At 37.9% G+C, this 26,756-nt stretch carries 30 protein-coding genes; 22 read left to right on the forward strand and 8 right to left on the reverse strand.

Annotated features, from left to right (window positions below; genetic code table 11):
- Positions 1 to 78 precede the first annotated feature (78 nt).
- Positions 79 to 1,149, forward strand: a complete 1,071-nt coding sequence (locus AAEY68_RS13260; protein ID WP_024594087.1) for a hypothetical protein — start codon at positions 79 to 81, stop codon at positions 1,147 to 1,149.
- Positions 1,149 to 2,234 (forward strand): glycosyltransferase, encoded by a 1,086-nt coding sequence (locus AAEY68_RS13265; RefSeq protein ID WP_024594086.1) that lies wholly within the window; start codon positions 1,149 to 1,151, stop codon positions 2,232 to 2,234. Before AAEY68_RS13260 ends, AAEY68_RS13265 begins: the two co-directional genes overlap by 1 nt.
- Before the next feature lie 16 nt (positions 2,235 to 2,250).
- On the opposite strand, the gene AAEY68_RS13270 is transcribed toward AAEY68_RS13265, so the two are convergent.
- Positions 2,251 to 2,979 (reverse strand): 3-deoxy-D-manno-octulosonic acid kinase, encoded by a 729-nt coding sequence (locus tag AAEY68_RS13270; RefSeq protein ID WP_024594085.1) that lies wholly within the window; start codon positions 2,977 to 2,979, stop codon positions 2,251 to 2,253.
- A 122-nt stretch (positions 2,980 to 3,101) separates the two neighbouring features.
- On the opposite strand from AAEY68_RS13270, the gene AAEY68_RS13275 reads away from it, so the two are divergent.
- The 6 genes from AAEY68_RS13275 (at position 3,102) to glpG (ending at position 8,363) form a co-directional block, all read left to right on the forward strand.
- Positions 3,102 to 4,160: a glycosyltransferase family 9 protein gene (locus AAEY68_RS13275; RefSeq protein WP_024594084.1), complete on the forward strand. Its 1,059-nt coding sequence runs from the start codon at positions 3,102 to 3,104 to the stop codon at positions 4,158 to 4,160.
- The gene (gmhB, locus tag AAEY68_RS13280; RefSeq protein WP_024594083.1) at positions 4,160 to 4,723 is read left to right on the forward strand and encodes a D-glycero-beta-D-manno-heptose 1,7-bisphosphate 7-phosphatase; all 564 of its coding nucleotides are present in this window, start codon (positions 4,160 to 4,162) and stop codon (positions 4,721 to 4,723) included. Before AAEY68_RS13275 ends, gmhB begins: the two co-directional genes overlap by 1 nt.
- Before the next feature lie 169 nt (positions 4,724 to 4,892).
- On the forward strand, positions 4,893 to 6,086 hold the full coding sequence (locus AAEY68_RS13285) for a glycine C-acetyltransferase (RefSeq protein WP_024591460.1): 1,194 nt from the start codon (positions 4,893 to 4,895) through the stop codon (positions 6,084 to 6,086).
- Between the two features lie 50 nt (positions 6,087 to 6,136).
- The gene (gene tdh / locus AAEY68_RS13290) at positions 6,137 to 7,162 is read left to right on the forward strand and encodes an L-threonine 3-dehydrogenase (protein ID WP_007584716.1); all 1,026 of its coding nucleotides are present in this window, start codon (positions 6,137 to 6,139) and stop codon (positions 7,160 to 7,162) included.
- A gap of 68 nt (positions 7,163 to 7,230) precedes the next feature.
- Entirely contained in the window at positions 7,231 to 7,548 is a 318-nt protein-coding gene (gene glpE, locus AAEY68_RS13295) for a thiosulfate sulfurtransferase GlpE (RefSeq protein WP_007584717.1), read from the forward strand.
- A complete protein-coding gene (gene glpG, locus AAEY68_RS13300) occupies positions 7,545 to 8,363 on the forward strand; it encodes a rhomboid family intramembrane serine protease GlpG (protein ID WP_024594082.1) in 819 nt (272 codons plus the stop codon). The genes glpE and glpG overlap by 4 nt, the downstream gene beginning before the upstream one ends.
- Before the next feature lie 3 nt (positions 8,364 to 8,366).
- On the opposite strand, the gene AAEY68_RS13305 is transcribed toward glpG, so the two are convergent.
- Positions 8,367 to 8,765 (reverse strand): flagellar basal body-associated protein FliL, encoded by a 399-nt coding sequence (locus tag AAEY68_RS13305; RefSeq protein ID WP_007584719.1) that lies wholly within the window; start codon positions 8,763 to 8,765, stop codon positions 8,367 to 8,369.
- A 154-nt stretch (positions 8,766 to 8,919) separates the two neighbouring features.
- On the opposite strand from AAEY68_RS13305, the gene AAEY68_RS13310 reads away from it, so the two are divergent.
- Both AAEY68_RS13310 and ubiA read left to right on the forward strand, forming a co-directional pair.
- Positions 8,920 to 9,459: a chorismate--pyruvate lyase family protein gene (locus tag AAEY68_RS13310; protein WP_024594081.1), complete on the forward strand. Its 540-nt coding sequence runs from the start codon at positions 8,920 to 8,922 to the stop codon at positions 9,457 to 9,459.
- Complete coding sequence (gene ubiA / locus AAEY68_RS13315) at positions 9,456 to 10,334, forward strand: 4-hydroxybenzoate octaprenyltransferase (protein ID WP_024594080.1); 879 nt, start codon at positions 9,456 to 9,458, stop codon at positions 10,332 to 10,334. Before AAEY68_RS13310 ends, ubiA begins: the two co-directional genes overlap by 4 nt.
- A gap of 37 nt (positions 10,335 to 10,371) precedes the next feature.
- On the opposite strand, the gene AAEY68_RS13320 is transcribed toward ubiA, so the two are convergent.
- From AAEY68_RS13320 to AAEY68_RS13330, 3 genes are all read right to left on the reverse strand, one after another.
- Complete coding sequence (locus AAEY68_RS13320) at positions 10,372 to 10,992, reverse strand: 2OG-Fe(II) oxygenase (RefSeq protein WP_007584723.1); 621 nt, start codon at positions 10,990 to 10,992, stop codon at positions 10,372 to 10,374.
- A gap of 92 nt (positions 10,993 to 11,084) precedes the next feature.
- The gene (locus AAEY68_RS13325; protein ID WP_007584725.1) at positions 11,085 to 11,969 is read right to left on the reverse strand and encodes a LysR family transcriptional regulator; all 885 of its coding nucleotides are present in this window, start codon (positions 11,967 to 11,969) and stop codon (positions 11,085 to 11,087) included.
- 377 nt (positions 11,970 to 12,346) lie between these two features.
- Positions 12,347 to 12,769, reverse strand: a complete 423-nt coding sequence (locus AAEY68_RS13330; RefSeq protein ID WP_007584730.1) for a DUF2721 domain-containing protein — start codon at positions 12,767 to 12,769, stop codon at positions 12,347 to 12,349.
- Positions 12,770 to 12,844: 75 nt separating this feature from the next.
- Between AAEY68_RS13330 and AAEY68_RS13335 the strand changes: the two genes are divergently transcribed.
- Genes AAEY68_RS13335 through tsaD form a run of 3 tightly spaced genes read left to right on the forward strand, consistent with a single transcriptional unit; the run spans position 12,845 to position 14,833 of the window.
- Positions 12,845 to 13,198: a putative signal transducing protein gene (locus AAEY68_RS13335; protein WP_007584731.1), complete on the forward strand. Its 354-nt coding sequence runs from the start codon at positions 12,845 to 12,847 to the stop codon at positions 13,196 to 13,198.
- Positions 13,191 to 13,781: a YjaG family protein gene (locus AAEY68_RS13340; RefSeq protein ID WP_007584732.1), complete on the forward strand. Its 591-nt coding sequence runs from the start codon at positions 13,191 to 13,193 to the stop codon at positions 13,779 to 13,781. The genes AAEY68_RS13335 and AAEY68_RS13340 overlap by 8 nt, the downstream gene beginning before the upstream one ends.
- A 38-nt stretch (positions 13,782 to 13,819) precedes the next feature.
- Positions 13,820 to 14,833, forward strand: a complete 1,014-nt coding sequence (gene tsaD / locus AAEY68_RS13345; RefSeq protein ID WP_010554406.1) for a tRNA (adenosine(37)-N6)-threonylcarbamoyltransferase complex transferase subunit TsaD — start codon at positions 13,820 to 13,822, stop codon at positions 14,831 to 14,833.
- 174 nt (positions 14,834 to 15,007) lie between these two features.
- Here tsaD and plsY read toward each other — a convergent pair whose 3' ends face one another.
- Positions 15,008 to 15,619 carry a glycerol-3-phosphate 1-O-acyltransferase PlsY gene (gene plsY, locus AAEY68_RS13350; RefSeq protein ID WP_024594078.1) on the reverse strand — a complete coding sequence of 204 codons (612 nt, stop codon included), beginning with the start codon at positions 15,617 to 15,619 and terminating at the stop codon, positions 15,008 to 15,010.
- Between the two features lie 230 nt (positions 15,620 to 15,849).
- Here plsY and folB point away from each other — a divergent pair, with 230 nt between their 5' ends.
- From folB to AAEY68_RS13365, 3 genes are read left to right on the forward strand one after another with little or no spacing between them, the layout of a single operon-like run.
- Positions 15,850 to 16,209, forward strand: coding sequence for a dihydroneopterin aldolase (gene folB, locus AAEY68_RS13355; RefSeq protein WP_007584738.1), 360 nt, complete (start codon positions 15,850 to 15,852; stop codon positions 16,207 to 16,209).
- The gene (folK, locus tag AAEY68_RS13360; RefSeq protein WP_024591465.1) at positions 16,210 to 16,698 is read left to right on the forward strand and encodes a 2-amino-4-hydroxy-6-hydroxymethyldihydropteridine diphosphokinase; all 489 of its coding nucleotides are present in this window, start codon (positions 16,210 to 16,212) and stop codon (positions 16,696 to 16,698) included.
- Positions 16,695 to 17,495 (forward strand): undecaprenyl-diphosphate phosphatase, encoded by an 801-nt coding sequence (locus tag AAEY68_RS13365; protein WP_007584742.1) that lies wholly within the window; start codon positions 16,695 to 16,697, stop codon positions 17,493 to 17,495. Before folK ends, AAEY68_RS13365 begins: the two co-directional genes overlap by 4 nt.
- 63 nt (positions 17,496 to 17,558) lie before the next feature.
- Here AAEY68_RS13365 and AAEY68_RS13370 read toward each other — a convergent pair whose 3' ends face one another.
- Entirely contained in the window at positions 17,559 to 18,347 is a 789-nt protein-coding gene (locus AAEY68_RS13370) for a hypothetical protein (protein ID WP_024591466.1), read from the reverse strand.
- Positions 18,348 to 18,598: 251 nt separating this feature from the next.
- Between AAEY68_RS13370 and mpl the strand changes: the two genes are divergently transcribed.
- The 5 genes from mpl to trmB are packed head-to-tail and all read left to right on the forward strand — an operon-like array spanning position 18,599 to position 22,944.
- Positions 18,599 to 19,954: a UDP-N-acetylmuramate:L-alanyl-gamma-D-glutamyl-meso-diaminopimelate ligase gene (gene mpl / locus AAEY68_RS13375; RefSeq protein WP_024594077.1), complete on the forward strand. Its 1,356-nt coding sequence runs from the start codon at positions 18,599 to 18,601 to the stop codon at positions 19,952 to 19,954.
- 1 nt (position 19,955) lies between these two features.
- Positions 19,956 to 20,576: a flavin prenyltransferase UbiX gene (locus tag AAEY68_RS13380; RefSeq protein WP_007584746.1), complete on the forward strand. Its 621-nt coding sequence runs from the start codon at positions 19,956 to 19,958 to the stop codon at positions 20,574 to 20,576.
- Complete coding sequence (locus tag AAEY68_RS13385) at positions 20,576 to 21,505, forward strand: ABC transporter ATP-binding protein (protein WP_024594076.1); 930 nt, start codon at positions 20,576 to 20,578, stop codon at positions 21,503 to 21,505. Before AAEY68_RS13380 ends, AAEY68_RS13385 begins: the two co-directional genes overlap by 1 nt.
- Positions 21,506 to 22,273, forward strand: coding sequence for an ABC transporter permease (locus AAEY68_RS13390; protein WP_350586101.1), 768 nt, complete (start codon positions 21,506 to 21,508; stop codon positions 22,271 to 22,273).
- Positions 22,273 to 22,944 carry a tRNA (guanine(46)-N(7))-methyltransferase TrmB gene (gene trmB, locus AAEY68_RS13395; protein ID WP_007584750.1) on the forward strand — a complete coding sequence of 224 codons (672 nt, stop codon included), beginning with the start codon at positions 22,273 to 22,275 and terminating at the stop codon, positions 22,942 to 22,944. Before AAEY68_RS13390 ends, trmB begins: the two co-directional genes overlap by 1 nt.
- A 6-nt stretch (positions 22,945 to 22,950) precedes the next feature.
- On the opposite strand, the gene AAEY68_RS13400 is transcribed toward trmB, so the two are convergent.
- A complete protein-coding gene (locus AAEY68_RS13400; protein ID WP_350586103.1) occupies positions 22,951 to 24,834 on the reverse strand; it encodes an EAL domain-containing protein in 1,884 nt (627 codons plus the stop codon).
- Between the two features lie 264 nt (positions 24,835 to 25,098).
- Here AAEY68_RS13400 and panP point away from each other — a divergent pair, with 264 nt between their 5' ends.
- A complete protein-coding gene (gene panP / locus AAEY68_RS13405) occupies positions 25,099 to 26,724 on the forward strand; it encodes a pyridoxal-dependent aspartate 1-decarboxylase PanP (RefSeq protein WP_024594075.1) in 1,626 nt (541 codons plus the stop codon).
- Positions 26,725 to 26,756 lie beyond the last annotated feature (32 nt).

Raw genomic sequence — 26,756 nt, forward strand, 5'->3', positions numbered from 1 at the left:
TATATTAAAATGCAACCTGTCTATCGTAATAAGTATCTGATTGATATACTGGAGCTCAAATAGGACATTGAGAATGCAATGAGCAACAAACGACTTTTATTTATTCCAGTATCATCACCAGAAGGCATTGGTGAATATATGCGCTCGTTGTTGTTGGCTCAAAGTTTAAAGGCAGAACTTGCAGATTCTCTCGATATTCACTTTATATTAAATAAGCATACAAGCTACGCAAGAAATTGTCCTTTTGAAGCCACACTACTCGAACACTCAGCGACTAAAGAGCTTGATTTTGTTTGCGACTTTATAGAGCAATTTAAACCTGATGTCGTTGTTTTTGATTGTGCAGGACGTGCAGGGCATATGAAGGCGGCTAAAAAGGTAGGCGCTAAAGTTATATTCATTTCTCAGCATGCAAAAAAACGTGCTAAAGGCTTAAAACTTAACAGAATTAATTTAATTGATACACATTGGGTTGTACAGCCTGATTATTGTATTGAGCCACTTACATGGGCTGAAAGTACGAAGTTAGACATGTTTCCCTTGGCACATCCTCGAAATGTAGGTCCTTTTGTTACATTTGCCTCTTGCGCGCAAAAACGTGATGTTTTAAATCGCTATAACTTAGTATCGGAAGGCTATTTTATTGTAAATGCTGGCTCAGGCGGACATGTATTAAATAACCTTAATTGCGCTGATGTTTACTTTAAAGCCGCGCTTAAAATTACTAAGCACACTGGTTTAAAAGCAGTTGTTGTGTTTGGTCCCAATTATAAGAAAGCCATTCCTGAAAGTGATGAGGTTACTTGTTTAGCAAGTTTGCAGAGTACTGATTTTTTGGCATTAATGAGCCAAGCTAAAATCGCATTACTTAGCGGTGGAGATACTTTACTGCAAGCAATTGCAGTTCAAACCCCCGTTGTGGCATGTGCTATCTCAAAAGATCAAAATACACGTTTGGATCATTGTGTTAATGCAGGTGTTGTCATAAAAGCAAATCTTGATATTGATGAAATCACTACGAAAATAGCTCAGGTTATTAGCGAGCCTTTCTATAATGAATTCGTTGCTAAATATAGCCAACTTGATAATACACATAGCTTCGATGTGATCACTAATGGCATAAAAAATATGCTTATAGGGGATCGCTAATGAATATAGTGATTGTAATTGATTCACTAGTAGGTGGTGGTGCTGAAAAAGTAATGCTTACTTTGGCTGAAAAAATGGCGAAACTACAGCACAATGTCACTATATTATCTCTTGCGAGCAACGCTGAGTATGACATTCCTGATATAGTTAAAGTTGATAGTTTATTTACTGATAGAGCATCTAAAGTAGATAGATTCTGGCAGCGAAAAAACAGTATTTTGAGATTAAAAGCGTGGTTTGAAAAAAAACAAAGCGAGCTGGGCAATATTGATTTAGTGCTTTCTAATCTTGATAGAAGTAATAACTTGCTCGCGCGTAGTAATATCAAAAATGTTCATTTTGTTATTCACAACTCAGTTAATGCAGAACTTGCACGTCAAAAAAAGTTAGGTCCATTTTCATATTTATATCTTAAAAAAAGTAAGCAAAATTTAAATGGTAAATCACTTATTTGCGTATCAAAGGGTGTTGAAAAAGAAATAATACAAGGGGATTTAATTAACCCAAGTGCAATTGCGACTATTTACAACCCGTTCGATTTTGAAAAAATAAGACAGCAAGCAAATGAGCAAAATAACAATATCCCAAATGAGCCCTACTTAATTCATGTAGGAAGACTCGCCAAACAAAAACGCCACGATATATTATTTGCAGCATTTGCAAAGCTTGATAAAAAATACAAGTTAGTACTTTTATGTAATAAACCGGCTAAAGCGCTAAAGCTTGCACAGGAATACGGCATAGAAAAACAGTTAGTAGTGCCAGGATTTCAACAAAACCCGTACAACTGGATTAAGCATGCCAAAGCTTTAGTGTTGAGTTCTGATTTTGAAGGACTTCCAACGGTATTAATTGAGGCTTTAGCGGTGGGTACTCCGGTAGTTAGTACTAATTGTACATTTGGACCAAGCGAGATATTAACAGGCGAGCTGAGTAAATATTTAGTACCCGCTGGACAAAGTGAGGCATTAGCCAATGCCGTTAAGCAGGTGCTAGCAGATAAGCTAAATGTAGAAAACGCAGATATTCTAAAACAAGTACAGGCAGAGCAGGTTGCTCTGCAGTATTTAGCATTGGCTAACTAAGTTAACTTATATTAGGTTAACTTATATTAGCGAGTGCTTTGAGGTAGTTGCTATGCAGAGTTTGCCAGTTAGTCGCTTGCCAATTAAATGACTCGTTTCGACCTTGTTCTTTTAAAAATGAGCGCTCAAGACGTGCCATATTACTTTGTTGCCACTGCACATTAGGTGTTTTTATTTCACCTCTATCAAAGTCGATAATATACACATCACCAGTATCATCAAACAAAATGTTATTAATGTTTAAATCGGCGTGATACACACCTTTTGAATGAAATAGCGCGATTGTTTTAGCTATGCCCTCTAACTCATCTTCGGTCAATGGGCGTTCAATTAATACATCGAGTACACTTTTAGCGCCTTTAACAGCCTCGGTAATAATATCCCCACGATAAATTAATCCGCTGCGGGTTACTTTAGCTGCAATAGGGGTTGGTACGTTTAAACCAAGCTCTATAAGTTTACTCATTAAGCTAAACTCTTTATACACACGGGTTTGTTCAAGCCCTGGATATAAATATTGATCGCTTAGCAATTTACCCACTAAGCCACCGCGCCAATAATGCCTAAGTACGGCTGTTAATTCGTCTTGTTTAAAAAACCACGCAGTTGCTCGGCCCTTTTTAGCGCCCACAATTTTATTTCGTTGTTGCCAATAATTTGCATCAAACCAATCGAGAGTAATTTGGCTCGTGTATTTAGGGTGGCTTAATACAGTGTGATTGCCTTGCACGTGTTGTTTAAACATAGCTCTGCGTAATTGCTAAATAATGTGCCTATATTAGCGCGTTTTAAAGCTGAGGATAAGTGCTTGCAATAGCGTGATTATAATTTAAGATCGGCTTTTGTATTTAATACCTAAGGGAATGTGTGACTCAAGCTCCTAACTATTCATCTATTTGTATATTAAGACTCTCAGCCATTGGTGACGTATGTCATGGTGTGAGTGCTGTACAAGCCATTCAAAAAGCACACCCAAATGCAAAAATCACGTGGGTTATTGGTAAAATAGAAGCGATGTTACTTGCCGACTTACCGGGTGTTGAGCTGGTGGTATTTGATAAAAAACAAGGTAAAGCAGCACTTAAAAGCTTAAAGCAACGCTTTAAAGATCAACAGTTTGATGTACTACTTAATATGCAAGTTGCATTAAGGGCTGGGTTTGTAGCGCGTTGTATTCCTGCAAAAGTAAAAATAGGGTTTGATTGGGCGCGTTCAAAAGAATTGCACAGCTTGTTTATTAATAAACGAATAGCCCCAGAAGCTCAGGCGCATGTGCTTGAAGGCTTTAAAGGTTTTGCAAAAGCCATTGGTGTAGCTGATTATAAACCGAGTTGGGACATGCCATATACAGAGCAAGACCAAGCGGTTGCTGATGAACTACTAACACCAAAATACCTAACTAATAAACTATTTGTAATATCGCCAGCAGCAAGTAAAGCACAGCGCAATTGGCTCGCAGATCGTTATGCCGCATTGGCTGATTATGCAAATGAGCAAGGCTTTAAGGTGGTATTGACGGGGGGGCCAACAGAACTTGAAATTAACCTAGCAAATAGTATTGTTGAGTATAGTAAAACACCTATTTTAAATTTAGTGGGTAAAACGAAACTCAAAGAGTTGTTGTGCGTGTTAAAGCGTGGCAGCTTAGTGCTTGCGCCCGATACGGGTCCTGCACATATGGCGGTAACGGTTGGTACGCCGGTTATTGGTTTATACGCACATTCAAACCCAGCACGCACAGGTCCTTACTTATACCAAGACTACGTGGTAGAGGTTTATCATCAAAATTTGCTTAAGCAAACTGGTAAAACAGCTGAGCAAGTGCCGTGGGGTACGCGCGTAAAAGGCGATGATTTAATGGGCCAAATTACAGTTGATAACGTAAAAGCGATGTTTGATCATGTTGTACAAAAAGAGTCTTTGTAATGAATGCACAAAAAAAAAATAAAGCACTTTTTTTAGACCGAGATGGCGTAGTAAATGTTGACCATGGTTATGTGTATCAAAGCGATAAATTTGAATTTATTGAAGGTGTTTTTAGTACTTGTAAAGCATTTTATGATGCGGGCTATAAAATCATAATCGTCACTAATCAATCTGGAATTGGCCGAGGTTATTACACCGAAACTGATTTTTTAGCACTAACGCAATGGATGAAAGCTCAATTTAGCGATCACAGTATTGAAGTTGCCGATGTGTACTTTTGCCCTCATCACCCTAAAAAAGCGCACCCTGAATATTTGAAAGAGTGCAGTTGCAGAAAGCCTGCGCCAGGTATGTTATTACAAGGCATACAAGAGCATAACATCGACCCTGCTTGCAGTATAATGGTGGGCGATAAACTCAGTGATATGCAGGCTGCGAAAAAAGCGAGCATTACGACCCGCGTTTTAGTGCGTTCGGGTCAAAGCTTTGATGAAAGTGCTAAGCAAGAGGCTGATTTAATTATCGATTCTATAAACAGTTTACCTGCACTTTTAAAGACATAAATAAACTAAACAGATTAGCCTGTAAACTGGCAGGAATTCCTTCCAGTTTAGGGCGTTTGCGACGAACTGCAAACCGTGCATTTTTCCCATTAAACTTTTACAATACCCCTCATAATAAACAGTCGTTTAAATGTGATTGTTTACCCGTTCAAATATATGGAGAACTTAGATGAGAGCATCTGCTTTTTTTAGCCAGTTACAACAGCAAATTGAAGACGTAAAAACCGAAGGTTTGTATAAAAGCGAACGTATTATTAAATCTCAGCAGCAAGCTCAAATCGAAGTTGCATCAGGTAAAGTAATCAACTTTTGTGCTAATAACTACTTAGGTTTAGCTAATAGCCCAGAGCTAATTGAAGCTGCGCAAAACGGTTTAAATAATCATGGTTTTGGTGTGGCGTCTGTTCGTTTTATTTGTGGCACGCAAGATATTCATAAAACGCTAGAGAAAAAAATCAGTGAGTTTTTAGAAACAGAAGATACGATTTTATATTCTTCATGTTTTGATGCAAATACAGGCTTGTTTGAGACTATTTTAGGCGCAGAAGACGCTATTATTTCTGATTCGTTAAACCATGCATCAATTATTGATGGTGTACGTTTGTGTAAAGCTAAGCGTTTTCGTTATGCAAATAACGACATGGCTGATCTTGAAAAGCAACTTATTGCAGCAGATGAAGCTGGCGCTAAAACTAAACTAATTGCTACCGATGGCGTGTTTTCTATGGACGGCGTTATTTGTAATTTAGAAGCTGTGTGCGACCTAGCTGATAAATACGATGCACTTGTAATGGTTGATGACTCTCATGCTGTTGGCTTTGTTGGCGAAAACGGTAAAGGTACACCAGAGTACTGTAATGTATTAGACCGTGTAGATATTATTACCGGTACATTAGGTAAAGCGCTAGGCGGTGCATCAGGTGGTTATACATCAGGTAAAAAAGAAATTGTTGAATGGTTACGTCAGCGCTCACGCCCATACTTATTCTCAAACTCATTAGCACCTTCAATTGTTACTGCATCAATTAAAGTACTTGAAATGCTAGAAAATGGCGGCGAGCTTCGCGCTAAACTTTGGTCAAATGCTAAATATTTCCGTGAGCAAATGGAAGCTGTTGGTTTTACGTGTGCAGGTAAAGATCATGCAATCATCCCTGTAATGCTAGGAGATGCCAAAGTAGCCTCGTTAATGGCTGATAAACTACTTGCTGAAGGCATTTACGTCACTGGTTTTTCATTCCCTGTAGTACCAAAAGGGCAAGCGCGTATTCGTACACAAATTTCAGCGGCGCATAGTATTGAGCAACTCGATATTGCTATTGATGCATTTACCCGTATTGGTAAAGAAATGGGCGTTATTTAATTTTATTTTAAACCGAAGCCTTGCTTCGGTTTTTTAGTTGAGTGTGAATTATGAAAGCATTATCTAAATTAAAAGCAGAACCGGGCATTTGGATGACAGATGCACCAAAGCCAGAAGTGGGTCATAACGACTTACTAATTAAAATTCGTAAAACAGCTATTTGTGGTACCGACGTACATATTTACAAATGGGATGAATGGGCAAGTAAAACGATTCCTACTCCTATGGTTGTTGGTCACGAATATGTTGGTGAAGTCGTTGATATGGGCCAGGAAGTTCGTGGCTTTAAAGTAGGCGATCGCGTATCGGGTGAAGGTCATATTACATGTGGGCATTGTCGTAACTGTCGTGCTGGGCGTGTACATTTATGCCGTAATACAACGGGTGTTGGCGTAAACCGTGAAGGTGCATTTGCAGAGTATTTAGTTATTCCTGCATTTAATGCATTTAAAATTCCAGATAATATTTCTGACGAACTGGCTTCAATTTTTGACCCGTTTGGCAATGCAGTTCATACCGCATTATCGTTCGACTTAGTTGGCGAAGATGTACTTATTACTGGTGCCGGCCCAATTGGTATTATGGCAGCAGCGGTTGCAAAACACGTTGGTGCTCGCCACGTCGTTATTACCGACGTAAATGAATACCGCCTAGACTTAGCCCGCAAAATGGGTGCATCACGTGCTGTAAACGTGGCAAGCGAAAAGCTTGAAGATGTAATAAAAGACTTAGGTATGACAGAGGGCTTTGATATTGGTCTTGAGATGTCAGGTGTGCCAAGCGCTTTTAATTCAATGCTTAATAACATGAACCACGGCGGTAAAATTGCCATGCTAGGTATTCCACCATCTGATATGGCAGTTGATTGGAACCAAGTTATTTTTAAAGGTTTAGTGATTAAAGGTATTTACGGTCGCGAAATGTTCGAAACGTGGTACAAAATGGCAAGCTTGATTCAATCTGGTCTTGATTTGAACCCAATTATTACACATCAGTATTCTGTGGATGACTTCCAAGCTGGCTTTGATATGATGATTTCAGGTCAGTCAGGTAAAGTAATTTTAAACTGGGATTAGTTCCTAACTAAATTACAAGAAGGGCGGCTTTAGCCGCCTTTTTTATACTATTAATTAAAGAGACTTCAATGGCATTTAAACACATTTCTATAGCGCAAACGTTAGAACTTCTAGATAAAGAAGACGTTGTAATTGCAGATATTCGCGATCCAAATTCGTATCAAGCTGGTCGTATTCCAGGCTCAGAAGCACTTTCTAACGGTAATATTGCACAATTTATGATGGAAAAAGAATTCGATCAGCCAATTATTATTGTGTGTTACCACGGTATGAGCTCTCAGGGCGCAGCTAGTTATTTAGTTGAGCAAGGTTTTGAAGATGTATACAGCATGGATGGCGGTTTTACTGCTTGGGAAGCGTCTTATAGCGAGAAAGTAGAACGATGATAGAGCTTGGCAGTTTAAATAACCCACGCGCCGCACAAGGCTTTATAGATTATTTAAAAAGCCAAGGCCTAGATGCAAAGATACACTCAGCAGATGGCAGTAATGTCATTATTAGCGTGACTGAGGAGGACTTTCATCAAGTTCAGCCTTTATGGGTTGAGTTTACACAAAATCCTAATCATGAAAAATACCAGCAAGCATCTTGGGATGTAGGCAGCACACAGTCGCCGCTTAAATATCAAGGGCAATCACTTAATCTTATGTCGCGATTTAAAGCGCTTAGCTGGCTTAACCAAACTGTTAGCATATTAAGTATTGTTATTTATGTCGCTTTTTTATTGGGTGGATTTGATGAAATTTATACAGCTCTGCAATTTAATCCATCACAACCGCTTAGTTGGTTAACACCTGCGCTTGTGCATTTTAGCGCGATGCATATTGTATTTAATTTAATTTGGTGGATGTCGCTTGGCGACAATATCGAAAAGCAATGCGGAAAACTCAGCTTAATAGGTTTGTTTTTAGTGACTGCACTTATTAGTAATTGGGCGCAATACCTAATGGTTGGTCCCAACTTTGGCGGTTTGAGTGGCGTAGTATATGGGTTACTTGGTTTTTGTTGGATTCATAGCTTTTTAAATCCGAATAAACCTGCGCTGGTTAGTACGGCTATTGTTGGTTTTATGTTGATTTGGTTAGTGCTTGGGTTTGCAGATGTATTGTTTGTAGGTATGGCTAATTGGGCGCACTTAGGTGGATTAGTTAGCGGTATGGCTTTTGCCTACACCGCCAAAGTATTTAACGCAAAACGTTAAATACTAATGATATAAATATTTAGTGAACAAGACTTCACGGATGATCTCTTGTCCTGTTTCTTCTTTTAAGAGGCTTTTTAGTTTTTCGGCGCACTTTGCGCGTATTTCTTCACGGCCAGTAAGGGATTTTATTTTTTCTTCAGGCTCTTTAGATAAAATCTCTACTAGGGCATCACGTAGTAATGGCGTGTGGTGCTCTACTACTGCAATATCTGAAGTGTCATTAAGCATTAAATCAATAGTTACACGCACATAGCCCATTTTTTTACTTGATGCGCCAATGTAGTTGGTGATTATATCGGGCTCAAAACCAAAATAACCAACTGTAGATTCAGCACGAGCTGTAAAGCTTATGACACTTACAAAGAACGTAAAAAGACCTGCGTATACTATTTTTTTCATATTTAAAGCGTTTCTTAAAACTTGTTACAAATAGTTTATACTTAATAGTGGGTAATAAACAGCGCCAAGCTATTATTTATGGTTATAAAACATCACTTTTTCAAAAGCTTTGGCAATGGTATCATCTCGTTGTTTTTTATTTTGTTGAGCTATTGTGATTACTTATCCTCTGTCTATATCTGCTAATTGGCAGTCCACTTCATATGTAAGTGACTTATCTCCTCTAGAGCAAGAATGGCTTTTTGAACCTAATTCTTTAACTGCTAAATTAAAAAGTAAATCACAAATTTTTAGTGTAAGAGTATTAAGCGAGCAGTTATTTACTTTAAGCCTAGAGCAAAAGTTACTGCTAAACAGCACAGCTAAAACAGCTATTAATAGAGAAGTACTCTTATTGTGCGATAACAAACCTGTGGTGTACGCACAAAGCTGGCTTCCTAAAAATGATTCGAACAATCCTTTGCACAATATGGGTGAACGACCTTTAGGTGATGTGATTTTTCAAGACCCAGCACTAAAACGAACGGATATAGAAATTGCTTATTTTGATGCCAAACACCCCGTTCAGCAATTAGTTGCAAAATTAGACCTACCCGGAAAAAACTTACTAGGGCGTCGAAGTGTATTTTCACTCAAAGAATATAAATTTTTAGTGTGTGAAGTGTTTTTACCAGGAGCATATTTATACTCATGAAATTAGCCGCTTTAAAGCCAAAACATATTTCTTACTATATACAGCTAATGCGTATAGATAAGCCCATTGGTACCTTGTTATTACTTTGGCCAACATACTGGGCTTTATGGCTTGCTAATAGTGGGATGCCGAGCTTACTCAACTTTATTATATTTACGCTGGGCGTTGTTGTTATGCGAAGTGCAGGGTGTGTAATTAATGATTTTGCAGATAGGAAAATAGACGGCTCTGTAAAACGCACAGCTCAGCGGCCGCTAGCTTCAGGGCGGGTTAGTAGTGGTGAAGCAGTTAGCCTATTTTTACTGCTCATAGTTATTGCGTTTATTTTAGTATTAATGCTTAGCGTTAATACTATTTTGCTTTCTTTTGGGGCTTTGGCTTTAGCCTTTTGCTACCCTTTTATGAAACGCTATACACAATTACCACAAGTTGTTTTAGGAGCTGCATTTGGTTGGGCTATTCCAATGGCCTATATGGCTTCAATAAATGCATTACCGCAGCAGGCATGGTTATTATTTATAGCCAACATTTGCTGGACAGTCGCTTATGACACTATGTATGCGATGGTTGATAGAGATGACGATTTAAAAATAGGGGTAAAATCAACCGCTATTTTATTTGGTAAATACGACCGCCACATAATCTTTTTACTTAATGCTGTATTTATAGCGCTGGTTGCGTTTATTGGTATAAGTAATCATTTAAGTATCGCGTTTGGCATTGGTTTGAGTGTAGCAGCTGGTTTATTGGCATATCAACAAACGCTTATTCATAAACGTGAAAGAGATGCCTGCTTTAAAGCGTTTTTAAATAATCATTATGTGGGCTTGGCTATCTTTATAGGGTTATTACTTTCATACCCAATAGCATTTTAAAGCCTTAATAAAGGCTGTTAAAATTCTCTATTTAGAGCTATCGGGGTGGATCAATAATGCCGCTAATAGAGGCGTTTTTTCTAAACCATCCAGCAATAGAATAGCGTTCGTCAACTGCAGGAAGCACTTCATGAGCAAAACGTTCGCTTTCAAACATAACCAATGTGCCAGCAGTTGGTTTAATGGTTATTTCTACTTCTTTACTTTTAGGTTTATATATAACAAGTTCGCCACCTTGCTCTGGCGTATTTAAATAAAGCACCGTTGTAAATACACGATTAGATCGACCTTTAAATGCATCTAAGTGTTTTTTGTAAAAATCACCCTGTGTATATTTTGCATAATGGCATTCGTAATCAAATAGCCCCATAAAAAAGCTACGATTTAACGTGGTTTTTATACTTTGCATTATTGCTTGATACGTAAGCTGTGCTTGAGAGCTGCCGTCAAACCAATAGGTTTTGTCAGTGCGAATAGTTTTATCTATTTGTAAGTTATTTAATCGACCAATACCGGCAAGGCTAAAGTGGGGGTTTATACGGTGACAATCTGCAACTAAATCGTTAACTAAATCGGCAATAAGCGCGTTATGAATTACGGTGTATCCTTGGCGTTCTATATCATCTAAATAGACATCAGGACCAAAAAGTGTGTTCATTCACATCAGCTGTTTAAAAAAGGTGCGACAGTGTAGCGGAAAAGCGATTTAAAGCTACTGTTTATTGTGCCGCACTTTTTCAAAAAGAAGGGTTAGTTAAATGCAGCTCCCGCTTTTTTTATAAGCGACAACAAGTGTTCTACATGTTCGGTAATAGACGTTTGTTGGCTTGTCTGTACAACGAGTTGTTCGTGATTTAAATCTTTATTTGTTTTTAGTTGCACGAGTTCAGAGTTCTCTGCGATTGTGTTCGCATGCTCAATGCTTGCTATAGCAAAGTGATCTGATTTAACTACACCGGCCATTACTTGCTCAATGCTGCCCACTTTAATACTTGATGATTTATTTAAAGAATCAATTGCTTCATTAAGCATAGTTTGCACTTGTTTAGATTGAGAGAAGCAGCCAAACATAGGGTAGCTATCAAGATTTTGCTTACTGATATCGTTTTTATGTGCAAGAGGGTGATTTTTTGAAACAAATAATACAAGCTGATCAGGTAAGTGAATGTCACTGCCAATACTATTAATAGCTTGAGAGTATACACTTATGTCTATTTCACCTTGTTGGAGTCTGCGTGTTAGCTCTTGTTGATCTTGTAACTGCATTTCAATTTTTATATGAGGATATTGAGCTAAAAACTGTCCACAAGAAATAGGTACTATGCTGCTTGCCTTATTGGTATAGCCAATAACAAGTTTTTCATTAGCATTACCGTTTACTGATTGAAAAATCCGTTTTTTCGTTAGCTCAAGTTCCGATAGAGTCGTTTTAGCATATTCAAGGAAAAGTTCGCCTTCAGGCGTTAATTTAACAGAACGAGTTGAGCGTTTTACTAACTCATATCCCATTTCATTTTCAAGTGTTTGAATGCTGCGCGTTAGCGCTGAAGTACTAATTTGGGTTTGTTCAGCTGCTTGTCTAAAGTGACGTAATACACCAAGTGCTACAAATTGCTCTAATTGTTCAAATCTCACTTTATAGTCCCTTTTTATAAGTAAGTCGCAGATACCACGGATATCAAATATATTAATTTTTATTCTAAAGTTTAGTAAAATTCTATATTGAAATACGGTTGCAAGTTCATACGTGTTTCCAGCAGGATACCCCCCTTTTAGTATTAATTAAAGAGGAAAGCGACCAAATAGTATTACTTTTTTAATTGATAACTAGTTGTTTATTGTGTTTTGTCTATATTTTTGCAATTAACTATCTAGGCAAAGTTATTTTAACTCAGTGGGTTAGTTAGGAGATTGGAATTTAATTGTTCTAATTAATAAAAAAGTACGCCCCAAAATAGGGCGCACATATAACATGATTATGACAAATAATAGGGTGTTTTATCTATAAGAGTTTATTTTACAAAATTTCTATTTATTCGGCTGCTTAATGGTTTATTTTCAATGCTTTGTAGTTCTATTTCAATCGCATCACAGGAAATATGTATTTCGAATAAAGACGTTAATAACGATAAACTTAAGCAAGCTAAGCTAATGCCAAATAAAATAATCCCTGTGGTATTAAATTCAATAAATAAAGCAAACATCGAAAATGTACACAGTAAAAAAGAGGCTACGCCGTATACCTGCATTGTTCTTATTAAGTTTATTCGTTTACGTAAGTTAGTGATTTGAGCGACTACAACAGGTCGGATAGATTCGCCTTCACGCGCATTTAACTCTCTAATTAATTGCGCTAAAACTAAAAATCGGTTTGTATAGGCTAATAATAGCAGCGATATGGCCGGAAAAAGTAAGCCCGGGGTTGTAAGTGTCATGTTTATTCCTTAAAAGTGCAGCATGCTAATAATTTAGCGTAGGATATTGTTAACACAAAATAAATGAGGTGAATATTGCAAAATATTAATAATAAAAATTCAACTGATAGCTCTTTTCAATGGGTTACAATTTATAAAGCCGAAAATACCCTTGAAGCTAATATTATTAAAGGTTTAATACAAACCAGTGGCATTGAATGCAAAATAAAAGGTGAGATGCTCCAAGGCGCATTGGGAGAAATTCCATTTGATCAAGCACAAGTTAGTGTGCAGGTTTATGCGATAAAAGAGCGCCATGCGCGCCAAATATTGTTAAACTATCAACAAGTAAAACAATCCGCTCCAGATTGGGTATGCCCTAACTGTAATGAGCATAATGGATCAACATTTGATTTTTGTTGGTCGTGTGAGACGTTAAAGAATGACTAAAGCAAATAATTTTCAGCGTATTAGAGAGCTTAACTATTTACAAAAAGCTGTTTTAGCAAGTGCTTTAATAGAGCGAATGCTGCCAAATTACGGTTTATTTAGCGAAGCAACGGGGTTTGGTGATGAAACCTTACTTCGTAATTCGCTTAATGTTTGTTGGGAAAAAATATTACTGCCTAAAAGTAAAATAGATCTCGAAAAACAAGTTGAAAAAATAGAACCGAATGTTCCTGAACTTGCTGATTTTGATATGTTTGGTACTTACCCTGCTATTGATGCTGCAACGTCTTTACTTAGCTTAATGCATGGTTTAATGGCGCAAGATGAGCAAGAGTTCATTAGTGTCAGTAAAATATCTCAAGCAACAGTGGCCCGCTTTATTGAATATCAAATGACGGTTGAAGGTGAGGTTGCAGATAACACGGCCGTTAGAGAGCATCCATTAATGCAATACGAAATTGAAGTATTAGGTGAGCTAATTGATTTTGTAGAAAATATGGGGCGTATTACCTCTGATAGCGTGAAGGCACTTAAAAAGTTTGCCCTAGAAGATGGCCAAACAAATATTGGCCTTACGTTATAAAAACAGCGAAGTGAAATTTTAAAGGCAGGAGAAGTACAGTGCGAATTTTAGGCATTGAATCGTCATGCGATGAAACAGGTATTGCAATATACGATGACGAAAAAGGCTTGTTAGCTCATCAACTATACAGCCAGGTAAAAGTACACGCTGATTATGGCGGTGTAGTACCGGAACTTGCATCGCGCGATCATGTTCGTAAAACGCTACCACTTATAGACGCAGCTTTTGCACAAGCGGGTTGCGGCCCAGAAGACTTAGATGGCATTGCTTATACTGCAGGCCCAGGTTTAGTTGGAGCATTATTGGTAGGTACTTCTATTGGTCGTTCATTAGCATACGGTTGGGATATTCCAGCTGTTGCTGTTCATCATATGGAAGGGCATTTACTTGCTCCAATGCTTGAAGAAAATATTCCTGAGTTTCCGTTTATTGCATTGCTTGTATCGGGCGGTCATACCATGATGGTTAAAGTAGCGGGTATTGGACAATACGAAGTACTAGGTGAGTCAGTTGATGATGCCGCAGGCGAAGCCTTTGATAAAACGGCTAAGTTACTTGGTCTTGACTACCCTGGAGGTCCGCGCTTAGCTAAAATGGCTGAACAAGGCGTTGCGAAGCGCTTTATTTTTCCTCGCCCGATGACTGACAAACCAGGTCTTGATTTTAGTTTTAGTGGTTTAAAAACTGCAGCATCAATCACTATTCGTGAAAATGACGACGACGATCAAACTAAAGCTGATATAGCGCATGCATTTCAAACAGCGGTTATTGATACGCTGGTTATTAAGTGCAAGCGAGCGCTTAAACAAACAGGTATTAAGCGTTTAGTAATCGCCGGTGGCGTAAGTGCAAATACACAGCTTCGACTGCAGCTTGAACGCGTAATGAAAGGTATGAAAGGCGAAGTTTTTTATCCGCGTACTGAATTTTGTACCGACAACGGTGCAATGATTGCTTATGCAGGAATGCAACGATTAAAAGCAGGTCAGTTTGCAAGTCTTGATATGAAAACAAAACCTCGCTGGCCAATAGATAGCCTTGAGCCTATTTAATTATACCAATTGCATTAAATTAGTGATCTATTATAGCGATAAGAAAATAGCTCAATAACAAGGCTAAAATTATGATACATAGTTGTTCTATATAAATAATTTTTAACGTAGTTAGTGAGTTATTTAATACGCTAGAATGATTATGTTTTTAATAAAATTGGTATTACTCTTACATTAACTGTTTTTGTTTTCATCAGTGGGTGCTTTTTTAGCGCCTACTTTTGGTTCTTCCCCACTAAATAATCGAATAATATTAGTACGGTGACGAAATATAATTAACAACGTGATAAAAGTAACGGGAAGAGTATAAAGTGGTTTTATTAGCCATGTATATAAGGGCGCTAAAGATACAGCTACAAGCGCTGCCAGTGATGAATAGCGTGTTATTGCCACTATAACTAACCAAGTGCACACAAGTAAACCAGCCAGTGATAAGCCAATAGGTAATAATGAGCCAAATGCCGTTGCTACGGCTTTACCGCCTTTGAAGCTAAAAAACAGTGGGTACATATGGCCTAAACAAGCAGCTACTGCGACTAAACCAAGCTCTAAAGGTTCAACTTCTAAAAAATAAGCCCCCCATACCGGAATAGTGCCTTTTAAAATATCAAACACTAAAACCAAGCAAGCCGGAAATGCTCCGCCTAATCTATAAACATTTGTAGCCCCTGGGTTGTTAGAACCACTATTACGAGGGTCAGGGAGTTTGAACAACCGCGACACTAAAATAGCCGACGAAATCGACCCAAGTAAATAAGCTAAAACAAACATTAAAGTGGCTAACACACGCTTCCTTATTTTTTAATTACTATACCAATTGATAGTACTTTTAAGCTATTATTGGCAGCAAAATTTATCGTGAAAATTATTAACAGGCTATTTAATAGCTAGTTTGGTTATTTTGCTATTGTAGAAGTTATTTTCACATATTTAAACACTGGCTAAACCATATACAGTATTAATTTTATTGATGCTTTGTATAGTTGCTTAGTCGTTTGTTGTTATTTGGAGTATCAATGGATAAGGTTTTTATATCTCAATTGCACGTCGACACTATTATTGGAGTGTACGACTTTGAAAAAGAAAGTAAACAGAGCCTTTATTTTGATATTGAAATGCTTAGTGATATTAAGCCTGCAGCCGAAAATGACGATATTAATTTAGCACTGGATTACTCAAAAGTAAGCGAACGCGTTATTAAGCACTGCACTGCAAAACCTGTTGAGTTGCTAGAGACTTTGGTTGAGCAGTTGGCTGAGATTATTTTAAGCGAGTTTAATACGCCACAAGTTACTATAAGAGTAAGTAAACCTGCAGCAGTAGCACAAGCACAAACTGTAGGTGTTGAAATTACACGTGTTAAGGCAACTGACTAAATGGCTCAAATTTATATCAGCCTAGGGTCAAATATAAATAAAGCGCATTATATACAATGTGCATTAATTGCACTTAAGCAGCACTTTGAGCACATTGTGCACTCGTCTGTTTTTGAAAGTGAAGCAGTTGGGTTTGCTGGCAATAATTTTTATAATTCAGTAGTTGGCGCTACAACTGATATGTCGCTTGCTGATGTATGCGCTTTATTAAAAGAAATAGAGCGTGATAATGGGCGTACAGCGAACGATAAAAAATTTAGTCCACGAACGCTCGATTTAGATTTACTGTTTTATGATGATGTAACTTGCGATTCCCCAGCGCAATTACCACGTGATGAAATAACTAAAAATGCATTTGTATTACAACCTCTGAGTGAGGTTGCCCCAGATTTTTATCATCCTGTAGCTAAGCAAACGATTGCGCAGTTATGGAATGAATATAATAACCCTCAACAAAAGCTATGGAAGGTGGAGTTTTCTAACCTATGAGTATTATCGAAATAATTATTTTAGCCCTCATACAGGGATTTACTGAGTTTTTACCAATATCGAGTTCTGCGCATTTAATTCTCCCATCGCAAATTTTAGGTTGGGAAGATCAAGGGCTTGCGTTTGACGTAGCAGTACATGTTGGTACTTTAATAGCCGTTGTTATTTATTTTCGTAAAGAAGTAGTAGATATACTAAGCGCATGGTTTAAATCTTTTGGTAAGCAAGGCACTACCGATGACAGTAAATTAGGCTGGTGGATTATACTAGGTACAGTGCCTGCCGCTATTTTAGGTTTACTTTTAAAAGACTTTATTGAGTTATATTTGCGAAGCGCTTGGGTAATTGCTACTACCACCATTGTATTTGGTTTGTTGCTTTGGTACGCAGATGCAAAAGGGAAACAAATTAAAACTATTTATCAGCTCAATTGGAAAACGGCACTTATCATTGGTTTCGCACAAGCTGTTGCAATGATCCCGGGTACTTCTCGATCAGGTATCACGATGACCGCTGGTTTAATGTTGGGTATGAATAAGCAAAGCGCAGCGCGTTTTTCGTTTTTACTAGCGATTCCGATTATTTCTATGATGGGGCTTTATTATATTGCAGAGCTTGCACTGGGTGACCATGTAGTTGATTGGAATACATTATTGCTTGGTGTGGTGCTATCGTTCTTATCGGCTTATGCATGTATATTTATGTTTTTAAAAGTAATAGAGCGAATGGGTATGTTGCCATTTGTAATATATCGTTTATTACTCGGTGTCGGTTTGATTGTATTTTTAACGCTATAAACAAACTTAATTAGTAAAACCAAAAAAAGCACCTTTAGGTGCTTTTTTGGTTTTAAACTCAGCTTATAAATTTAATAAATAAGCTTCAATAAAGCGGCGTTGGTTAGCGGCTTTTGGCGCTGTTTTAAATATAAGTGTATTACCATTTTTACGTAGTTTTAGCTCATTAGTAAATTTACATTCGATAGCATTGAACTGAGCTATGTCGTTTTTAAAACTTTGGTCTTTTTCGCACATGTATGCCATTTCGTTTGCAACTTGTGCACAAAATGAACCCACTGGATATTCTTTTAGGTTTTCATCATCAATGCTTTCCCAATCAACATTGGTATTTATTTTTAATCCGCATTGCTTATCTATTTCGCTATTAGCGGCAGCTATATTTTTTTGTTGATACCCTAAATGCTTTTCACGATTAAACTCCGCTAGTTTAGCTTGAGTACCTTTATTTAATTGTTGATCGTATTGCGCTTTTAAGTCTTCAACAATGGCAGGGTTTGACTCTTCTTTTTTTGATAAGTAAATTCCATCACGAGTGTCTGGAATATAAAGATTGTAAGAGCAACAGCGGTAGCCTTCCTCAACACTTACTAAACTTCTTTGTGTACCATCGTAAGTATATTTGTAAGCTTTATTACTACCATGAGGTTTTAAATCGGTTAAAAATACAATGCCATCAATATCATGGTTTATGCCTGTTACTTTTACTAAAGCTTGTTTTTTATCTGTTGTTGGGGCAATAACAACATTAACGCCTTCGCCCGAACTTAGTTCTATTGGGTACTTAGCAAATTCCAAAGCAAAGCTTTTTTGACTAAGTAAAATACAGGCTATAAAGAATAGTTTTTTCATATTAAGTCCTTTTTAAGTTTTAAAGTTATACAGCAAGCTGGTTTATAACATTGATAATAATTGATTAAAAGCAATACAGGGTAGGTGAACGTGCCTATTTTTTGATTTTTAGCGTTTAAAAAACTAATTAACGTGTTTTTGGCACGAGTGAATTGTGCAGACGTACATAGTAACTAAGCACGAATTTTGGCATTATAGCGCCATTAAACTTTGCATAGCTGTAAAGTGAGCATACGATTTAAGGAAAGTATATGCATATACATATTTTGGGCATTTGTGGCACGTTTATGGGTGGTATTGCAGCCATTGCTAAATCATTAGGTCATAAAGTAACGGGTTCTGATCAAAACGTTTACCCACCAATGAGTACGCAACTTGAAGAGCTTGGCATTGAACTGACTCAAGGCTACGACGTGTCTCAATTAGAGCCAAAACCAGATATGGTAGTTGTCGGTAATGCAATGAGCCGTGGTAACCCGTGTGTTGAATATGTGCTTGATAAAGGTCTGCCTTACACCTCAGGCCCTGAATGGCTTAAACATAATTTATTACAAAAATCGTGGGTACTTGCTGTAGCGGGTACGCATGGAAAAACAACCACAGCAAGTATGCTTGCGTGGGTTTTAGAATATGCAGGTTTAAAACCAGGGTTTTTAATTGGCGGCATAGTCCAAAATTTTGGTGTATCGGCAAAAGTGGGTGAAACGCCATTTTTTGTTATTGAAGCCGATGAATACGACACTGCTTTTTTTGATAAGCGCAGTAAGTTTGTCCATTACCTTCCACGTACACTTATTTTAAATAATCTTGAATTCGATCACGCTGATATTTTCGAAGATTTGAACGCAATAAAAAAACAATTTCATCACTTAATGCGTACATTACCTCAAAGCGGCAAGGTAATTTGGCCTAAGCAAGACGTAGCGCTTAATGACGTAATAGCACAAGGGCTTTGGAGCGAAAGCGAAACGCTAGGCGATGATTGGAGCTATGAATTAATAAAAGCCGATGGTAGTGAGTTTAATGTACTTTTAAATAACGAAAAGCAGGGCACTGTTTGCTGGCAAGCAATAGGCGAGCATAACGTTAAAAATGCAATTATGACTATCGCAGCAGCGCGTCATGTGGGTATAGCTGTTGATCATAGTATTGATGCCTTAGGAGAATTTATTAGCCCTAAAAGGCGTATGGAGCTAAAGGCTGATATTAATAATATTAAGGTGTATGACGATTTTGCGCATCACCCAACAGCAATTAAAACTACGCTTGCAGGACTGCGCGCAAAAGTAGGTGATGAAAAAATTATCGCTATTTTAGAGCCGCGCTCAAACACTATGAAAATGGGCGTGCACCAATATACATTATTAGATTCACTGCGTGATGCTGACGACGTACTACTTTTTGAACCAGAGAATCTAAATTGGTCGCTAAAAGAGCAAGCAGATAAAGCAGGCATGCAGTGCTTTAGCAGCACGCAAACAATTATTGATACGGTGCTTGAAAATATTGAGCCTAATCAGCATATTTTAATTATGAGCAATGGCGGTTTTAATGGCCTTCATCAACACCTTGTTGATGGTTTAGCTGATAAATACAGCGGAGAATAGTGTGCAATTTAAAGATAGAATTACGCTCGCTTTTAGCGGTGCATCAGGTGCGCCTTATGGTTTAAGGTTACTTGAAGTATTGCTTGAGCAGCAATTTCAAGTTTACGTACTTATCTCAAGTGCAGCGCGAGTGGTGCTTGATACAGAATCAAATATTAAGCTCTCTGGTAACGAAGATAAAGCCACTGAGCAGTTAAGTACGCTGTTTAATGCTAAATCTGGGCAGTTAAAAGTATACGGTAAAGATAACTGGTTTAGCCCTGTGGCTTCGGGCTCTGCTGCGCCTAAAAAAATGGTGGTATGCCCGTGTAGTGCAGGATCGGTTTCTGCAATTGCAGTAGGGGCGTCAGATAACTTATTAGAGCGCGCCGCTGATGTTGTAATAAAAGAACGCGGGCAGCTAATTTTAGTACCGCGCGAAACACCATTTAACGAAATTCATTTAGAAAACATGCTTAAGTTATCTCGTTTAGGGGTAACTATTATGCCAGCAGCACCTGGTTTTTATCATAAGCCACAAAGTATTGAAGACTTAGTCGATTTTATGGTGGCAAGAATTTTAGATCATTTAAACATTGAACATAACCTAACAAAACGTTGGGGTTATGGTGAGGGTAAGTAATGGTTAAGCAAAATATTGCTTTAAATATAGAAGGCCTTACTAAGGTTTATAAAAATGGTGTTGAGGCCATTAAAGGCGTTGATTTACAAGTTTACGAAGGTGATTTTTTCGCCTTGCTTGGCCCAAATGGAGCTGGTAAATCAACCACTATTGGTGTTATTTCCTCACTTGTTAATAAAACAAAAGGCAAAGTAGAAGTATTCGGTTGCGATATTGATACTGATTTAGAAGCCGCAAAAGCGCATTTAGGCTTAGTGCCGCAAGAGTTTAACTTTAGTCAGTTTGAAACACTTAGCCAAATACTTGTTAATCAAGCTGGTTATTACGGTGTTCCACGCGCTGAAGCCCATAAGCGTGCTGATAAATACCTAGCTCAACTTGGTTTACTTGAGAAAAAAGACAAACAAGCGCGTACGCTTTCAGGTGGTATGAAACGCCGCTTAATGATTGCACGTGCGCTTATGCACGAACCAAAGTTGCTTATACTTGATGAGCCAACAGCAGGTGTTGATATAGAGCTTCGTCGCTCAATGTGGGATTTTTTACGCCAAATAAATCAGCAAGGCGTTACCATTATTTTAACTACGCATTACCTTGAAGAAGCAGAGTTACTGTGTAAAAATATTGCGATTATCGATAATGGTCGAATTGTTGAAAACACCACAATTAAAGCACTGCTTGCAAAGCTTGATAAAGAAACCTTTATTTTAGATTTAAAAACGCCTGCAAATCCTGTAACGCTTGATGGCTATAAATTTACCATGACAGACGATCGCACTGTTGAGGTGGAAGTTGCTAAATCACAAGGGTTAAATGCGGTTTTTAGTGCATTAACAGCTCAAGGTAATACTGTATTGAGTATGCGAAATAAAGCAAACAGACTAGAAGAGTTATTTGTAGGATTACTAGAGCAAGGGCGGGGCGAATAAATGTTTAAATATGGCGTAGCCTTAAAGAGTTTATGGATTAAAGAGTGTATTCGTTTTTTACGTATTTGGGTGCAAACCTTAGTACCGCCAGCAATTACAATGAGCTTATATTTTGTTATTTTTGGTAACTTAATTGGTTCACGAATTGGCGATATGGGCGGTTTTAGCTACATGGAGTTTATTGTACCGGGCCTTATAATGATGTCGGTTATTACAAACTCATACTCGAACGTAGCCTCTAGTTTTTATTCAACAAAGTTTCAAAAAAGCATTGAAGAGCTTTTAGTTGCACCTGTACCTAACTACATCATTGTTCTAGGTTATATGGGTGGCGGTATGACGCGCGGTATTATGGTGGGCTTTATAGTTACCTGTGTATCGTTATTATTTGTTGATATTCAAATTCATAATATTTTTGTAATTATGGCGACGGTTATTTTAACCTCAGCCGTATTTGCTTTAGGTGGTTTGATTAATGCAATTTACGCAAATAGCTTTGATGATATTAGTATTATCCCAACCTTTATTTTAACGCCATTAACCTACTTAGGGGGTGTGTTTTATTCTATTACATTACTGCCAGAACTTTGGCAAAATGTATCGCAAATTAATCCTATAATTTATATGGTTAACGCGTTCCGTTATGGCTTTTTAGGTGTGTCGGATGTTGATTTGAGCGTGGCTCTTGGGGTTATTTTAGTATTTATAACAGCGTTATTTACATTAGCGCTTACATTGATCAAAAAAGGTGTGGGGCTAAGACATTAATGAGTGATGCAAATTCACGTAGTATTGTATCTAATCAAGCGGGTATTCACGAAAAGCTTGATGAAATAGTAAATAAGCACTTAGATGCTGAATTTAAAAAGCCAATTGCAGCGCATACCCAAGCCGCATTTGACGAGGTTAATGCTAAAGTACAAGCCTTTAGTGGCCCGCTTATTTTAGACTCGTGTTGTGGCGTAGGTGAAAGCTCAGCTAACTTAGCTAAGCGCCACCCAGATGCACTTATAATTGGTATTGATAAATCGTCGCACCGATTAGATAAGCACGATGTTGAATATAAGCAAACCGACAGTGGTCAGTACATCTTAGTGCAAGCAGACTTAAATGACTTTTGGCGTTTAGCGGTAGCTGCTAATTGGCAACCTACGCACCATTATTTGTTGTATCCAAACCCGTGGCCTAAATCTAAGCATATTCGTAGGCGCTGGCATGGCGCAGCTATTTTTCCATTTATTGTTAAGTTAGGTGGAAAATTAGAAGTACGCAGCAATTGGGATATTTACGTTAAGGAGTTTGCTCGGGCGCTCGAATTAACAGGCAACCCTTGCGATGTAACGCTTTATGAGTCAGACGATGCCATTACGCCTTTTGAGCGTAAATACTGGGCCAGTGGCCAGCAAAGCCACCGACTCGTTATTAACTTACCTCGCTAAAGTAAGTTAAAGTGCTAATTCTTCTTCTATAACCGTACTAACATGTGACACTGGGTGGGCAAAGTAGTTGCCTTGCATTAGTGTCACATCCGCCTTTTTAAGTGCGGTTACTATGGTTGCATTTTCTACCGACTCTGCCATTAATTGCAAACCAAGTTGATTAGCAAAACTGGCTATATGTTCAATAAATAAATAGATGTCTTTGTCATGCACTATTTGCTTTATTAGTGCGCCATCTAGCTTAATACCATCTACTTCCAGCTTAAGTACGTTTGATATATTTGAATAACCACTACCAAAGTCATCAATAATAACCTTAACGCCTTTCGTTTTAACCATTCCAATAAATGCTTTTACCTCAGAAAAGTTGGCAATAGCTTGGGTTTCTAAAAGCTCTAGTGTGATATTACCAGGATGCGGGTAGCGCTTAAGTTCGTCCGCAATAAACTCACTTAAATTAGGGTCGAGCATATCTTGTGCTGTTATATTTAAACTCCAGCAAATATCGGTTTTTCTAAAGCGACTAACACATTGTGAAAATATAGTACGGGTAAGTATTCCGTCCATTCTTGATCGAGTAACAACATTTAAAAATGCATCAGGTTTCAACACTTCCCCTTGCGCCGTTACCATTCGAGCTAAACATTCGTATTGAACGACCTTGTTGGTATTTGTATCAATAATGGGTTGAAAGTAAGGCACTATACGGTTGTTATCAAACGCTTCACGCACCTCTTTAGCCATTTCAACATTGTATTGATATTGCGTTTTTACATCGTGTAGCGCTTTTGAGTAGTTAACTACGCTATGCCTGCCTTGTTTAGCTTGCAGCGCCGCTATATGAGCGTTTTCAAGTAGTAGCGATTTATTGCCACTGGCAATACCTGCACATAGAGTTATATAAATAAAAGGGTCAGTTAACACTGGGGTATTAAAGTTATATGTTTTTACGAGATCGGTAAATTCGTCATTACTCATTTCTTTAGGCGCGAGTAATACTATTTTGTTGGTTGCTAGTCTGTATATATGGCAATGCGCAGAGCTTCTGAATTTAAAGTGAATAAGTAAGTTTTTCATTACTTTATCACCCACTTCAGTGCCGTAGAAACTGTTTATATCTTCTATTTCATTAACCCAAATAACGGCTAACTGCATGTGATGAGCATTACTTTTTTTAATAAAGTACTCAAGAGCAATATGATTTGAAAAACCAGTACTTGAGTCAGTTGCTAACGAGCGCTTTAGTAAATAAATATATATGGCGGCAACAAGTATCGCGATAAAAAAGAAGAAGCTAGCCATTGCAGCTGCTTTTGATACGCTTTCTTTAAGTTTCTCGTTTAAATTGTAAATAGTTATATCGGCACCCGTTAAATAGGTATTGCCGTTAATAGGGTCAACGTAAGGAATAAAAATAGTTTTAAAGTGGCCCCACTGATCGCTCGATATTTCAAATACAGGCTCGGTTGAGTAAAAAGCACTTATATTGGCATCGGTAGCTTCAGGGTAGAGATCTAAAAATTGAGTTACTTTGCCATTATTCTGATCGTCTTGCGTGTAGCTTGATGAGCTAAAAAGAACCTTTCCGTCTTTTAAAATCATTGAATACACATAAGCAATATCAAGTGCTTGAGCAAACTCAGAGAGCTGTTTACTTTTATCTTGATAGTAAGAAAAACTTATGTTGTCGCCTTGATTAACCGCACTTAAGTAATTTTCACCTAAAATATGTTTTACGCTGGTGGCTGCATTAAGTAAGCGATTATCAACCGACTGCATTATTTCAGCACGCGTGGTTTGGTAAGTGTAGTAAACATAGGTAAGTAAGCTTATTAAAAACAAGCTAAAGCCTGCCACTATCCAACTAACTTTGACTCTTCCTTCTGGCATATGTGTCCCTTTTTTGTTATCAAATTTATTATACCCAAAATAAGTAAATGCCCAATAAATAATTAGGTTTGGTAGAGTTTTAATTAAATTATCATTTTTTTGTCATCGCTTTGATTGCTTTTATAGGTTTAAACGAGACATTTTAGTTATATTGCAGTAAAGTTAGCGCAATTTTTAAAGAAACACGATTGCTCTAAATGTCCTAATAAGTAGGCGTTTTTGATGGGTAAGCGCGTGTTTTAGCTACACACACTAGGTATTGAGATGGATCAAAAGCGTTGTGCCGTCGCCTCTAAAGAAAGCCTTAAGCGTATATTTACTGTACCTGAAGCGCCAGACTCAACTTTAAGCAAAATCGAGCTTGAAATTTCGAGTAATTTAGCAGGTTTTCTAAACGAAAATATAGCGGCAATTGAAAAACCATTACATGAAATCGAAAAAGATTTTCAGTCGGCAGTGATCCCAGAGGATCCAACGTTTGTATCTGCTTATGCCCAAGACATAATGGAGCAACTTGTTGCGCATTCTGTGCATACAGCTGCGCCTAGCTTTATTGGTCACATGACCTCTGCCTTGCCGCATTTTTTATTACCTCTGTCAAAATTGATGGTAGGGCTAAATCAAAATCTAGTAAAAATAGAAACGTCTAAAGCGTTTACGCCTCTTGAGCGTCAAGTGCTTGGAATGATGCATCATTTAGCTTATGGGCAAGAAGATTCATTTTATTCTAAATGGATGCACAGTGCTAAAACCTCATTAGGTGCATTTTGCTCTGGTGGAACGGTTGCTAATATTACTGCGCTTTGGATTGCTCGAAACCGCTTATTAAAACCCGATGGCGATTTTAGAGGTATCGGCGCACAAGGCCTAATTGCCGGTATGCTGCATTACGGCTATAAAGGTTTAGCAGTATTAATATCAGAACGCGGACATTACTCATTAGGTAAATCGGTTGATTTACTCGGTATTGGCCGCGATAACTTAATTGGTATTAAAACCTGCGAAAATAATAAAGTAGATGTAGGAGCTATGCGCGAAAAAGCACGTGAGCTTGAATCGCAAGGCATTAAAGTAATGGCGATTATTGGGGTAGCGGGTACAACCGAAACCGGTAATATTGACCCACTTGATGAAATGGCCGACTTAGCACAAGACATTAACTGCCATTTTCATGTAGATGCTGCATGGGGAGGAGCAACCCTTTTATCGAACACGCATCGCCCTTTACTAAAAGGGATTGAGCGAGCAGATTCAATTACCATCGATGCACATAAACAAATGTATGTACCAATGGGAGCGGGCTTAGTTTTATTTAAAGATCCCGCTGCAACTGATGCAATAGAGCATCACGCTGAGTACATATTACGTAAAGGTTCAAAAGACTTAGGTAGCCACACGCTTGAAGGCAGCCGACCTGGTATGGCAATGTTAGTACATGCTTGCTTACGTGTTATTGGTCGTAAAGGTTACGAAATGCTGATTGATCGAAGCATCAAAAAAGCACATTACTTTGCTGATTTAATTAAAGCTGATGAAGACTTTGAGCTTATTTCAGAACCTGAATTGTGCTTATTAACGTATCGTTATGTACCTAAGCAAATTAAACAAGCAATAGCCGATGCAGATGCTGCAACTCGGTTAGATATTTTTGCCTCTCTGAATCGTTTTACTGCCAGTATGCAAAAACGTCAGCGAGAGTCTGGTCGCTCATTTGTATCACGTACTCGTTTAACGCCTTCTAAATACGACAATCAACCAACGGTTGTATTTAGAGTGGTCCTTGCTAACCCGCTTACCTCAGGCGCTATTTTAAAAGAGATATTAGCTGAGCAAAAAGAGTTGGCTGCAACAGATCCGGTATTCAAAAAATACTTAAGAAAGTATATGTAATCTAAATACAAAAAAGGGTCCATAAGGACCCT

Source organism: Pseudoalteromonas sp. RB2-MNA-CIBAN-0110, from assembly GCF_040309305.1.
GTDB classification, from domain to species: domain Bacteria; phylum Pseudomonadota; class Gammaproteobacteria; order Enterobacterales; family Alteromonadaceae; genus Pseudoalteromonas; species Pseudoalteromonas arctica.

Excerpts from the sequence above, each read along its gene's own strand:
- AAEY68_RS13390 (WP_350586101.1), top strand. The coding sequence starts at position 21,506 with ATGTTTAAATATGGCGTAGCCTTAAAGAGTTTATGGATTAAAGAGTGT.
- ubiA (WP_024594080.1), top strand. The coding sequence starts at position 9,456 with ATGAAATTAGCCGCTTTAAAGCCAAAACATATTTCTTACTATATACAG.
- trmB (WP_007584750.1), top strand. The coding sequence starts at position 22,273 with ATGAGTGATGCAAATTCACGTAGTATTGTATCTAATCAAGCGGGTATT.
- panP (WP_024594075.1), top strand. The coding sequence starts at position 25,099 with ATGGATCAAAAGCGTTGTGCCGTCGCCTCTAAAGAAAGCCTTAAGCGT.
- AAEY68_RS13340 (WP_007584732.1), top strand. The coding sequence starts at position 13,191 with ATGACTAAAGCAAATAATTTTCAGCGTATTAGAGAGCTTAACTATTTA.
- glpG (WP_024594082.1), top strand. The coding sequence starts at position 7,545 with ATGATAGAGCTTGGCAGTTTAAATAACCCACGCGCCGCACAAGGCTTT.
- AAEY68_RS13400 (WP_350586103.1), bottom strand. The coding sequence starts at position 24,834 with ATGCCAGAAGGAAGAGTCAAAGTTAGTTGGATAGTGGCAGGCTTTAGC.
- AAEY68_RS13365 (WP_007584742.1), top strand. The coding sequence starts at position 16,695 with ATGAGTATTATCGAAATAATTATTTTAGCCCTCATACAGGGATTTACT.
- AAEY68_RS13385 (WP_024594076.1), top strand. The coding sequence starts at position 20,576 with ATGGTTAAGCAAAATATTGCTTTAAATATAGAAGGCCTTACTAAGGTT.
- AAEY68_RS13330 (WP_007584730.1), bottom strand. The coding sequence starts at position 12,769 with ATGACACTTACAACCCCGGGCTTACTTTTTCCGGCCATATCGCTGCTA.
- gmhB (WP_024594083.1), top strand. The coding sequence starts at position 4,160 with ATGAATGCACAAAAAAAAAATAAAGCACTTTTTTTAGACCGAGATGGC.
- AAEY68_RS13265 (WP_024594086.1), top strand. The coding sequence starts at position 1,149 with ATGAATATAGTGATTGTAATTGATTCACTAGTAGGTGGTGGTGCTGAA.
- AAEY68_RS13320 (WP_007584723.1), bottom strand. The coding sequence starts at position 10,992 with ATGAACACACTTTTTGGTCCTGATGTCTATTTAGATGATATAGAACGC.
- AAEY68_RS13305 (WP_007584719.1), bottom strand. The coding sequence starts at position 8,765 with ATGAAAAAAATAGTATACGCAGGTCTTTTTACGTTCTTTGTAAGTGTC.
- mpl (WP_024594077.1), top strand. The coding sequence starts at position 18,599 with ATGCATATACATATTTTGGGCATTTGTGGCACGTTTATGGGTGGTATT.
- glpE (WP_007584717.1), top strand. The coding sequence starts at position 7,231 with ATGGCATTTAAACACATTTCTATAGCGCAAACGTTAGAACTTCTAGAT.
- AAEY68_RS13270 (WP_024594085.1), bottom strand. The coding sequence starts at position 2,979 with ATGTTTAAACAACACGTGCAAGGCAATCACACTGTATTAAGCCACCCT.
- folK (WP_024591465.1), top strand. The coding sequence starts at position 16,210 with ATGGCTCAAATTTATATCAGCCTAGGGTCAAATATAAATAAAGCGCAT.
- AAEY68_RS13370 (WP_024591466.1), bottom strand. The coding sequence starts at position 18,347 with ATGAAAAAACTATTCTTTATAGCCTGTATTTTACTTAGTCAAAAAAGC.
- tdh (WP_007584716.1), top strand. The coding sequence starts at position 6,137 with ATGAAAGCATTATCTAAATTAAAAGCAGAACCGGGCATTTGGATGACA.
- folB (WP_007584738.1), top strand. The coding sequence starts at position 15,850 with ATGGATAAGGTTTTTATATCTCAATTGCACGTCGACACTATTATTGGA.
- AAEY68_RS13285 (WP_024591460.1), top strand. The coding sequence starts at position 4,893 with ATGAGAGCATCTGCTTTTTTTAGCCAGTTACAACAGCAAATTGAAGAC.
- AAEY68_RS13260 (WP_024594087.1), top strand. The coding sequence starts at position 79 with ATGAGCAACAAACGACTTTTATTTATTCCAGTATCATCACCAGAAGGC.